Origin of the sequence: Microbacterium sp. TWP3-1-2b2 (genome assembly GCF_049896145.1) — a bacterium.
GTDB lineage: Bacteria > Actinomycetota > Actinomycetes > Actinomycetales > Microbacteriaceae > Microbacterium.
Map to the genome: position 1 here is coordinate 2,022,474 of NZ_JAFCTS010000001.1, position 10,988 is coordinate 2,033,461.

A 10,988-nucleotide genomic window follows, 5' to 3' on the forward strand; every position below is an offset into this window, starting at 1 on the left:
ATCATGCCGTGGCGATCGGTGGTCCGTGATCGGATGACGCTGCGCGTCACTGCCGTGGCAGCACAGTCAGCACACGCTGGACGTGCTCACGGAACTCCGTCATATATGCGCGCAGGAACTCTTCGGTGTCCGGCTTCGTGACAGTGCCGTCGTCTTGGAAGACCTCCTCGGTGAAGTGGATGTACGCCTCGGGTGCCGTCATCTGACGGGCGTTGCAGAACGCCAGCACTGCGCGCAGGCTCTGCTGCGCGACCGCAGTGCCGATCACGCCGATGGAGGCGCCGATCACCGCGGTCGGCATGTGATCGAAGGAGTTCTGGCCCCAGGGCCTCGACGCCCAGTCGATCGCATTCTTGAGTGCTCCGGGAATCGACCGGTTGTACTCGGGTGTCACGAAGAGGATCGCGTCGCTCGCGCTGATCGCCTCCTTCAGGGCGCGTGCCTCCGCCGGATAGTCGGCGTCATGATCGGGGCTGTACAGCGGAAGACCGCCGATCGGGATCTCCGTGAACTCGAATTCATCGGGCGCGACGCGGATCAGTGCCTTGGACAGCACACGATTGATCGAGGTCGACGACAGGCTTCCGACGAAGTAACCGACTCTGTACGACATGGTTCTCCTCACCATTGAGCGACGAGACCAGTGTGCTCTTCGACTGCGCTGCGCGGTACCCCCCTCGGACGGTTGCGTGACCGCGACCTCGTTGTCAAGGGTGCTCCCCTGCGCGACTTCGTCAGCCAGGATCGGGTGAAGCATGGAGAGGAGCGGGTATGTCGGGCAACAGAGAATCACACGACGCCATGCGCACAGCATTCTGGTCGTGGGCGATGATCATCGTGGTCGGACTCGCGTTCATGATCATCCTGCCGCTGGCAGGACGGTGATCGATGTGCGCCGCTTCCTGCGCAGCAGCAGCCTCAGCCTCGCGTTCCTGGTCATCTTCGTGGTGGCGCTTGTGGGTCAGTCGATCGCGGGGTACATCTACAACAACGAGGAACTCAGCCAGCACGGCCAGCCGCCCGTGACCTTCACTGACTTCGTCACGTCATCCGCATTCCTCGTGGATGTCGCGGAGAACTGGCAGTCGGAGTTCCTCCAGTTCTTCCTCTTCATCCTGGCTACCATCTGGCTCATCCAGCGCGGCTCACCCGAGTCGAAGAAGCTGGGCGACGAGGGCACGGGAACAGATGAGGAGCAGCTCGTCGGCAGGCACGCCAGGGGGGACTCACCCGGTTGGGCCAAGGTCCGTGGCATACGACTGTGGATCTACTCGAACTCCCTGCTGATGACGATGGGCACCGTGTTCCTGTTCTCCTGGTTGGCGCAGTCGATCGCCGGACACACCGTCGCCAATCAGGAGAACGCGCAGCATGGGGTGCCTCCCGAGACATGGGGCGACTACATCGCGTCTGCCGATTTCTGGAACCGCACGCTGCAGAACTGGCAGTCGGAGTTCCTCGCCGTGGGTGCGATGGTCGCATTCTCGATCTATCTCCGCCAGCGCGGCTCGAGCGAATCCAAACCCGTCGGCATGCCGCACCACGTCAGCAGTGCGGAGTCGGAGTGAACATGCTGAGACGACTGCAGGGTGTTCTGCTGGCATTCGCCATGACGGCGGTCCTTGCGGGGTGCGGCATCTCGGTACCCGCCGATCCCGAGGGCACATTGCAGGCGGTCTCCGGCGGCGAGCTGCGGGTGGGCGTCTCCTCTGACGAAGGTCTCGCCGACGTCTCCGGAGACGCACCGACCGGGCCACTCATCGATCTCGTGAACGCCTTCGCGCAGTCGATCGAGGCGGAGGTCGAGTGGTCGACAGGCAGCGAGGAGACGCTGGTCGTGATGCTGGAGGAAGGCGACTTGGATCTCGTGGTCGGCGGACTCACCGACCAGACGCCGTGGGTCGACCGAGTCGGCGTCACACGCGGGTACAGCGGCATCGAGGGTGCGCGGGATCGCGCCATCGTGATGTTCGTGCCTCTCGGGGAGAACGCGTTTCTCACCGAGCTGGAGGGGTTCCTCGACACGGAGGTCGGTCCGTGAACGCTTCTCATCAGTTCGGTCGCACCGATCTGCCCGCCGAACAGCAGCAGGCACTGAAGAAAGCGGTGCGGTGGGAGTACGCCACGATCGCGTACACCGTCTTCACGATCGCGCTGATCGCGTTCGTCGTCGGCAACTCGCAGGCGATGCGAACCGCGTGGATCGAGGACATGCTGTCTCTCATCCCGCAGATCGCATTCCTCACGGCGCTGATCGTCGTGCGACGCCGGCCGACTCTGCGGCATCCCTACGGTATGCACCGTGCGATGGGCGTCGGGCATCTGGTCGCCGGAGTGGCCCTTCTCGCCGTCGGCCTGAACCTCGCCTTCGAAGCCACCTCCGGGCTGATCGCGGGAGAGCACCCAACGATCGGAACTGTCGATCTCTTCGGACAGACCATCTGGCTCGGCTGGCTGATGATCATCGTCATGGCTGTCATCGTGGTCGGTCCTCTGATCTACGGACCCGCGAAGGCCAGACTCGCCCCCGTGCTGCACAACAAACTCCTCTACGCCGACGCCGACATGGCCAGAGCCGACTGGCACACCAACGCCGCGTCCATCGTCGGCGTGCTCGGCGTCGGACTGGGCTTCTGGTGGCTCGACGGCGTCGCCGCCCTGTTCATCTCGCTCGGCATCATCTGGGATGGCGTGCGCAACACCAAGGGCGCTGTCATCGACCTCATGGATCAGCGCACCCGCACCTACGATGACAAGCATCCGCACCCCCTCGCGAACGACATCGTCGAGCACCTCCGCGCACAGCCGTGGATCACGGACGCGGCCGTTCGAATGCGCGATCAGGGTCAGGTGTTCCACGTCGAAGCGTTCGTCATCCCACGCACGCGTCGGGTGCCTGTCACCCGGATCGACCAGGTCTCCGAGAGCATCGCCGAGATGGACTGGAAGGTGCAGGACGTCGTCGTCATCGTATGCAGCACGCTCCCCGACGAGGCGGACAGAGGTGCCGCGCACGCGCGACGCAGCTGAGCGCGCTCAGTGCGCCGACCGGTCTGGAGACCGCGTCAGAGTTCGACGCGCAGCGTCTCCGGCTCCGACTCTGCGACCTCGGGATGACGGGCGAGATTCACGATCGCGGCGATCAGACCTCCCCAGACAGTGACCATGGCGATGATCATCATGATGATGGCTGTCGTGGTCATGCGCTCTGTCCCTTCTCGTGCGACGTTGCGGTGCGGATCGTTCCGGTCTCCGGATCCGGATCGTAATGCTCATCGGCAAGGAAATCGTCGTAGTCGGGATCGTCCTTGGCCTGCGAACGTCCACTCCACGGCATGAGCGAGAGAAGAATGCCGATCACGACCAGCGCGATCACCATCCCCCATCCGAAGATGCTCAGGAACCACGTGGGATACCCGCCGTACGGCTCCGAGATCTTCGTGATCAGTTCAGTGATGAGCAGGTAGCCGAGCACGACGGGGGCGAGCACGCCGACCAGCAGCATCCAGATCCGACCGACGCGGAAGCTGGAACGCCGGTTCAGGTGCTCCCTCAGCACCGGCAGTTTGTGGAACACCCATGCGACCACGATGACCGCGACGAGCGCGACCGCCATGATGCCGAAGGCATTGACGAAGGCATCGGCGGTGTCGAGCACCGTCAGCGCCGTCGTCGTGGAGAAGAGCGCCATCGAGATCACCGCGAGCGGGATCGACACCGTCAGCGTCGTACGGACGCGTCCCCAGTTGAGCTTGTCCTGAAGCGCGGCGACGATCACCTCGAGGATGGAGATGAGCGAGGTGACGCCGGCGAACACCAGTGCTCCGAAGAAGAGGACGCCGATGATCGACCCACCCGTCGCCTGGGAGACGATCGTCGGGAAGGCGACGAACGCCAGCCCGATTCCCGACGACGCGACACCTGACACGTCTGTCCCCTGGGCCTGCGCCATGAACCCGAGCGCGGCGAAGACGCCGATGCCGGCGAGGATCTCGAACCCAGAGTTGGCGAACGCCACGACCAGGCCTGAGCCGGTCAGATCGGTCTTGCGCTTGAGGTAGGACGAATACGTCACCATGATGCCGAAGGCGACCGAGAGCGAGAAGAAGATGTGCCCGTATGCCGACGCCCACACGCCCGGGTCAGCCAGTGCTTCCCAGTTCGGGGTGAAGAAGGCGTTGAGGCCCTCCATGGCCCCCGGCAGGAAGAGCGACTGCACGACGAGGACTGCGAACATGACCGTGAGCAGCGGCATGAGGACCATGTTCGCCGCACCGATCCCCCGCTTGACTCCGAGCGCCATGATCACGATCACGACGAGCCAGACGATGACCAGCGGAATGCCGACCTGAGGGACGAAATCCGTGGAGATCCCCCCTTCCGCGACGTCCGCTGACTGCAGGAAGTCGACGAAGAAGAAGTCGTTCTCGTTCCCTGCTCCCCAGGTCAGCTGTGCGGAGAACCATGTGTACATGGCCGCCCACGCGATGATGACCGCGTAGTACACGGCGATGACGACGCAGATCAGCACCTGCCACCAGCCGAGCGGCTCTGCCGCACGATGGATGCGCCGGAACGCCAGCGGAGCGGAGCCGCGGAATCGATGTCCGATCGCGTAGTCGAAGAACAGCAGCGGGATACCGGCGGTCAGAAGCGCGCACAGGTACGGGATGAGGAACGCGCCACCGCCGCCCTCATACGCGACGTACGGGAAACGCCAGATGTTCCCGAGGCCCACGGCTGAGCCGATCGCCGAGAGGATGAACACGTTCCGTGAGCCGAATGCCTCACGTTTGCGGGTCTGCGTCGATGCCTTGGCCATGTCCCAGACGTTACCTCAGACCGCGTATCTCCGCCGGGAAGCGCGCGTCCCGTCAGCTCAGCGAGCGACGGCAGGGCGACGCGCGATGTGCACGTTGACGCCCGAATCCTGCAGCCGCTCGATGTGTCGCCGGTCCGTCGCGGCGTCGACGACGACGACATCGAAGTCGGCCAGCGGCAGCATCGCGTGCAGTGCACGCTTGTCGAACTTCGTCCGATCGGCCAGCAGCACCCGCTTGCTCGCGGATTCGAACATCGCCCGCTTCACATCCACGGTCTCCAACGTCTGGTGGAAGCAGATGTCGTCGACGATCGCCGACGTGGACATCACGAAGAGGTCGGCACGCAGTTCGGCGATCTCTCGCACGGTGATGCGGCCCATGAAGGCGCTGCACCAGTTGTAGAACTCGCCCCCGAGGCCGATCATCTCGATGCCGCGCATGCCGCGCAGGTCGTTCATGATCGTCAGCGTGTTGGTGATGACGGTCAGCGGCGTCTTCGTGTGCAGGTGCGGAAGCAGATGCATCGTCGATGTCGAATCGTCGAGGATGATCGCCTGACCAGGCTCGACGAATTCCATCGCGGCGAGCGCCATCGCCTCCTTCTCAGCCTGTTGACGACCCACACGGTACACGTCACTGGATTCGACCAGCGCCGTGGAACTGGCGGTGGCCACTCCCCTGCTCTTGCGCAGCAGCCCTCGATCCTCCAGCTCGTCGAGATCGCGGTGGACCGTCATGACGCTGATGTCGAACCGCTCGGCGATCTGCTCGATGCGCATGGACCCTGCGGCCATCACGGCCTCGCTGATCGCGAGCTGACGCGACTGCTGCCGGTCGGTGCGCGAGGGCGCTCCCTGGGAACTGCTGGTCATCACGGGTCTCCTCTTTGTCAGCGAGTCCGTGCGGCTTCGTCGATGATGCTCGCGAACGCCTGCGGATCGTGGGCGAATCGGCCGAGGAACAATCCGTCGACACCTGAGGAGAGCGTACTCAGCAGTCCGGGTTTCGCGCTTCCACCGTAGATCACTGCCGCGTCTGCGAGATCGCGCAGTGCGAGATGAGAACGCAGCCGCGCGACGACCGCCGTCACGTGCTCGGGGGAGGCGGGCTCGCTCTGCCCTATCGCCCACTCCGGCTCGTAGGCGACGACGAGGTCATCGAAGTCTCCGGCATCCGTGATCGCCGACTCGATCTGCGCGATGCAGGTCTCCGCCGCGAGTGCGGCGTCCTGCCGCGTCTCTTCGCCGACGCACAGCACGGGTGTGAGGCCGTTGCGCACGGCGGCGGCGAGCTTTCGCCGGATGATCGCGTCATCCTCGCCGAAGACATGCCGCCGCTCCGCGTGCCCGACCTCGACGTACCGGCATCCGAGTCGGGCGAGGTCGGCACCGCTGACCGCGCCGGTGTACGCACCCCGCTCGTCCCAGAACAGGTCCTGCGCGCCGACGGCGATCGGCGAGTCGGCGACGGCGGCGATCACGCGATCCAGCGCCGGAAGCGACGGCAGGATGAACAGCCGCACATCCCCCGCGAGGACAGCGGGATGCGCGCGTGCGATCTCTGCGAGAGACGTGGCCCACGCGACGCTCGCATCGACGTCGAGATAGAGCTTGAGACTGGCTCCGAGCAGAATCGGACGATCGGACTGCCCGCGTGCGGTACGAGACGGTTCGCCGTCGTCAGCCACAGGTTCCCGTGGCCTCGTAGTCGTTGATCACGGCGACCTTCTGCGCCGAGGCGGACGACTCGTCGAACTCGTAGCCGAGCCACTCACGAGCAAGTCGGCGTGCCAGTTCGAGTCCCACCACACGCTGACCGAACGTGAGCACCTGCGCGTTGTTGCTGAGCACGCTGCGCTCGACGCTGTAGCTGTCGTGTGCGGTGACAGCGCGGATTCCAGGGACCTTGTTCGCCGCGATCGCGACACCGAGCCCCGTGCCGCACACGAGGAGCGCGCGGTCGGCTTCGCCGTCGCGCACCTTCTCGGCCGCCGCGATCGCAACGACCGGATACGCCGTCCCGCCGCTCGAGTCGACACCGACGTCGATGACCTCAGCGACCCGCGGGTCGTTCTCCAGGTCCTTCTTGAGCGCTTCCTTGTACTCGAAGCCCGCGTCGTCGGATCCGATGACGATTCGCCATTCACGTGTCATGTTCAGTCCTTCTCTGTGCTGCTGTCATCTGCGAGCACCTGGCCCGCAACGGTCATCGCCCGTGCGAGCGAGATCGCTCCGGGGTCCGGAGTGCCGAGGCTCTTCTCCATGTGCGGTCGCGCACGCCCGAGACGGGGAAGAAGTGCGGCTGTCGCTTCTGCCGCGCTCGTGGCGTCAGCGGCCGCTGCCACCCACGCCGGCGCCAGCGCCGCGCCTGCTGCGACGCGCGTCGCAAGTCCCTCCGCGAAGGGCACGAGCGCGTCGACCATGGTCTTGTCTCCGACCGCGGCCTTACCGTAGCTCTGGATCGCGGCCCGCGCGGCCTCGACGGCGGATGCGACGTCCTGCGCGGTGGGTCGGATCTCGTCGCCGAGGCGTTCTCCCGCCGCACGAAGCGCCGCACCCCAGAGCGCACCCGAGGTGCCGCCTGCCTTGTCAGCCCAGGCGTCTCCCGCACGGCTGAGCACTGTGCCCGCGCCTGCAGCGGCTGCGACGGCCTTCCGTGCGGCCGCAGCGCCGGCACGTGCACCGCGCTGCATGCCGATGCCATGATCGCCGTCGCCGGCGATCGCATCGAGTCGGCCGAGTTCATCGACGTCACGATCGATCATGTCCCGGATGGCGTCCACGATCGCGAGGGCGACGGCGCCGACCTCGACGGAATCCTGCGAGGCCGCGGGGATGACCTCGTCGTCGAGGCCGGCTTCCTGGACGATCTCGGCTGCGGCGTCCACGCCGGACGATTCGACAGCGCCCTTGCGATACGCCGGAGTGTAAGCGGGCGAGGCCCATGCCTGTGCGAGCTCTTCGTCCAGCCAGAACAGGGTCAGCGAGACGCCCGCCATCTCGAAGCTCGTCGCGTACTCGCCGACCTCTGGCTCGACGACCGTGACCCCCGCATCGGCCAGGATCTCGGTCACCGTCGCGTAGATCACGAACAGCTCTTCGGACTTGACCGCACCGAGACCGTTCAGGATGACCGCCGCCCTCGCGCCGTCGGCCGCGACGCCGTCGGGCAACTCAGCGAGCAGTCCTTCGACGAGGAGTGCCGCGATCTCGCGTGCCGATGGCAGCGGTACGACCGAGATGCCCGGTTCGCCGTGTATGCCCATCCCGACCGCCATGTGGCCGGGCGCAACGGTGAAGAGCGGCTCGGACGCGCCTGGGAGCGTGCACCCGGAGAACGCCACACCGATCGATCGGGTGCGCTCGTTGGCGCGGGCGGCGATTGCGGCGACCTCTTCGAGCGCCATCCCCTGCTCGGCGGCCCATGAGGCTGCGCGGAAAACCGCAAGGTCTCCGGCGATGCCGCGACGCTTCGATCTCTCTGCAGGGGACGCACTGTAGATGTCGTCCGTCACCCGAACGGTGCGGCACGGGATGCCTTCGTCGCGCAGCCGCTGCTCGGCCTGATCGAAGTTGAGCACGTCGCCGGCATAGTTGCCGTAGCTGAGGAGCACGCCGGCCTCGGTGGCGACGGCCTTGGCGACCGAGTAGATCTGCTGCGCGCTCGGCGACGCGAAGACGTTGCCCATCGCTGCGCCGTGCGCGAGGCCGGCACCGACCAGCCCTGCGAAGGCGGGGTAGTGTCCTGATCCGCCGCCGATGACGACCGCCACCTGTCCTGGTGCGGTGGCCCGCGCACGGGCGACACCGCCGGCGACTCGCCTCACGAGCGCGCCGTGGGCGGCGACGAAGCCGACCACGGATTCGTCCGCGAAATCGGCGGGGTCGTTCAGAACGTAACTCATGTTGCCTCTCGTGAGCGCCTTGAGATCATTGCCCCTTGAGATCGGGACGAAGTGTGTGGGCGGTGGCGGATGCTGCTCGGCATCCGCCACCGCTCTCACCGCATGGGAGCGCGGTGGTGCCTACTCGGAGTAGGTGAAGGGCTCCGTCATCTTGTCGGCGTTGTCCTTCGTGATGAGGATGCAGTCGAACGACTGCTTCTCGGTCTCCGGTGCGGTGCCGGTGCGGATGTACTCGTCGGCGAGCTCGACGGCCTTCTTCGAGAAGACTGCGACGGGCTGGAGGACGGTGTACGCCATCTCTCCCGCGATGACGGCGGAGACAGCATCCGGTGCACCGTCGAAACCACCGACGACGACGCCCTCGAGCTTGCCGGCTTCCTTGAGCGCTGCGACCGCGCCAAGCGCCATCTCGTCGTTGCCCGACATGACGCCGGTCAGGGACGGGTTCGACTGCAGCAGCGACTGCATCTTGTCGTGGCCCTTGGTGCGGTCCCAGTCCGCGACCTCTTCGCCGACCTCGACGAGCTCGGGGTACTGGCTGATCACGGTCTGGAAACCGTTGGAGCGGGTCTGCGCGTTGTTGTCGGACGGAGCGCCGAACAGCTCGACGTACTCACCGGCCTCGCCCATCTGCGTCACCCACTCCTGGGCACCGATCGCGGCTCCCTGAGCGTTGTTCGACACCAGCTGCGCCTTCGCGATGCCGGCCTCGTTGATCTCGGCGTTCACGAGGAACACGGGGATGCCCGCTGCCTCGGCCTTCTTGACCGCGGCGATCGAACCGTCGGCGTTCGCGGGGTCGAGGATGATCGCGACGGACTTGTTCGAGATCGCCGTGTCGATGAGGGTGTTCTCGGTGTTCGTGTCGCCCTTGTGCGCGCCGACGCTGGACTCGTAGCCGAGCTCCTCCGCCGTCGCGGCTGCGACGTCGCCCTCTGTCTTCCAGTAGGGGTTGGCCGGGTCGTTCACGATGATCGTGATGAGGCCGCCGGCTTCTCCGCCTTCGGCATCCGTCGGAGGAGCGTCCGTGCTGCCTCCGGCGCATCCAGCGAGCGAGATGATCAGCGCGCCTGTGGCGATGATCGAGGCGATTGCCTTCTTGCGCATCATTTGATGCGTCCTTTCTCTTGGTGGGTGTTGCAGGTTCTGTGAGTGCGGGTCAGTTCTTTCCGGCGGGTTCCGGAGTGGACTGCGACGCCTTTACGGGCGGTGTCGCGGTCGCGGGGCGGCGCCGGCGCCCGTACTGCAGGCTGTTCAGCAGCACAGCGACGACGATCACGGCGCCGATGAAGACCATCTGCCAGTAGGCGGAGACGCCGACGATGACGAGCCCGTCTGACAGGAAGCCGATGACGAAGGCGCCCAGCAGCGTGCCGCGCACGTTGCCGCGTCCGCCCATCAGGGATGCACCGCCGATCACGACCGCGGCGATCGCCGTGAGCTCGTAGGTGTTGCCGGCCGTGGGGCTGGCGCTGGTGAGCGTCGAGGCGAGGATGAGGCCGGCGATCGCAGCGCAGATGCCCGAGATCACGTAGACCCAGATCTTCACGCCACGCACCGGCACACCGGAGAGTTCAGCCGCACGCTCGTTGCCGCCGGATGCGTACAGCCAGCGTCCGAAGCGCGTGCGTCCGAGGATGAAGCCGAGCACGATCGCGATCAGGATCATGATGATGACGCCGATCGGGATGTTCAGGACGCGGTTGAAGCCGAGCCAGTTGAAGCCGGTGTTGCCCAGCGCCTCGTCACCCGAAAGATCGTTGATCGTCAGGCCGTTGGTCATGAGCAGCGCGAGGCCGCGCACCACGTAGAGCATGCCGAGCGTCGCCACGAACGGGGCGACCTTGAACTTGGACACCAGGATTCCGTTGACCAGGCCGACAGCTGCGCCGACAGCACAGGAGATCACCACGACGACGGGGATGCTCGGGTAGAGGATCACGCCGAAGATGTTGATCGGCACACCTTGCATCAGGAACCCGGCGATCACCGCGGAGAACCCCAGCGTCGAGCCGACCGAGAGGTCGATGCCGCCGTTGAGCACGACCAGCAGCATCCCGAGTCCGAGGATGGCGTAGATCGCGACGTGCGAGGACATGATGAGGATGTTGTCGAACGTGAGATAGTTCGGGGACATCAGGGAGAACACCACGATGATCAGGATCAGGGCGAGGAACGCCCTGCCTTCGATGAGCACTCGTGCGAGCGAGAACTTCTTCTTGTTCTCGAGGATGGCGGTCGTTGTCGTCGTCATTGTCGGT

12 protein-coding genes are annotated in these 10,988 nt (G+C 65.6%); 3 read left to right on the plus strand and 9 right to left on the minus strand.

What is annotated here, in order from left to right:
* Positions 1-46: 46 nt before the first annotated feature.
* Positions 47-613, minus strand: a complete 567-nt coding sequence (locus tag ACP7AR_RS10010) for an NADPH-dependent FMN reductase (protein ID WP_426185267.1) — start codon at positions 611-613, stop codon at positions 47-49.
* Positions 614-890: 277 nt separating this feature from the next.
* Here ACP7AR_RS10010 and ACP7AR_RS10015 point away from each other — a divergent pair, with 277 nt between their 5' ends.
* From ACP7AR_RS10015 to ACP7AR_RS10025, 3 genes are read left to right on the plus strand one after another with little or no spacing between them, the layout of a single operon-like run.
* On the plus strand, positions 891-1,568 hold the full coding sequence (locus tag ACP7AR_RS10015; protein WP_426187706.1) for a DUF6766 family protein: 678 nt from the start codon (positions 891-893) through the stop codon (positions 1,566-1,568).
* Positions 1,569-1,570: 2 nt separating this feature from the next.
* Complete coding sequence (locus ACP7AR_RS10020) at positions 1,571-2,041, plus strand: hypothetical protein (RefSeq protein ID WP_426185269.1); 471 nt, start codon at positions 1,571-1,573, stop codon at positions 2,039-2,041.
* Positions 2,038-3,030, plus strand: a complete 993-nt coding sequence (locus ACP7AR_RS10025) for a cation diffusion facilitator family transporter (protein ID WP_426185271.1) — start codon at positions 2,038-2,040, stop codon at positions 3,028-3,030. The genes ACP7AR_RS10020 and ACP7AR_RS10025 overlap by 4 nt, the downstream gene beginning before the upstream one ends.
* A 35-nt stretch (positions 3,031-3,065) precedes the next feature.
* Here the strand turns inward: ACP7AR_RS10025 and ACP7AR_RS10030 are convergent, their stop codons facing one another.
* The 8 genes from ACP7AR_RS10030 to ACP7AR_RS10065 form a co-directional block, all read right to left on the minus strand.
* The gene (locus ACP7AR_RS10030) at positions 3,066-3,203 is read right to left on the minus strand and encodes a methionine/alanine import family NSS transporter small subunit (RefSeq protein WP_426185273.1); all 138 of its coding nucleotides are present in this window, start codon (positions 3,201-3,203) and stop codon (positions 3,066-3,068) included.
* Entirely contained in the window at positions 3,200-4,822 is a 1,623-nt protein-coding gene (locus ACP7AR_RS10035; RefSeq protein WP_426185275.1) for a sodium-dependent transporter, read from the minus strand. Before ACP7AR_RS10035 ends, ACP7AR_RS10030 begins: the two co-directional genes overlap by 4 nt.
* Before the next feature lie 57 nt (positions 4,823-4,879).
* The gene (locus tag ACP7AR_RS10040; protein ID WP_426185277.1) at positions 4,880-5,695 is read right to left on the minus strand and encodes a DeoR/GlpR family DNA-binding transcription regulator; all 816 of its coding nucleotides are present in this window, start codon (positions 5,693-5,695) and stop codon (positions 4,880-4,882) included.
* Between the two features lie 17 nt (positions 5,696-5,712).
* On the minus strand, positions 5,713-6,510 hold the full coding sequence (locus ACP7AR_RS10045; protein WP_426185279.1) for a triose-phosphate isomerase family protein: 798 nt from the start codon (positions 6,508-6,510) through the stop codon (positions 5,713-5,715).
* The gene (locus ACP7AR_RS10050) at positions 6,503-6,976 is read right to left on the minus strand and encodes a ribose-5-phosphate isomerase (protein ID WP_426185281.1); all 474 of its coding nucleotides are present in this window, start codon (positions 6,974-6,976) and stop codon (positions 6,503-6,505) included. Before ACP7AR_RS10050 ends, ACP7AR_RS10045 begins: the two co-directional genes overlap by 8 nt.
* A gap of 2 nt (positions 6,977-6,978) precedes the next feature.
* Positions 6,979-8,727 (minus strand): dihydroxyacetone kinase family protein, encoded by a 1,749-nt coding sequence (locus ACP7AR_RS10055; RefSeq protein ID WP_426185283.1) that lies wholly within the window; start codon positions 8,725-8,727, stop codon positions 6,979-6,981.
* 120 nt (positions 8,728-8,847) lie between these two features.
* Positions 8,848-9,837, minus strand: a complete 990-nt coding sequence (locus ACP7AR_RS10060) for a substrate-binding domain-containing protein (protein ID WP_426185285.1) — start codon at positions 9,835-9,837, stop codon at positions 8,848-8,850.
* Positions 9,838-9,886: 49 nt separating this feature from the next.
* A complete protein-coding gene (locus ACP7AR_RS10065) occupies positions 9,887-10,981 on the minus strand; it encodes an ABC transporter permease (RefSeq protein WP_426185287.1) in 1,095 nt (364 codons plus the stop codon).
* Positions 10,982-10,988: the final 7 nt, after the last annotated feature.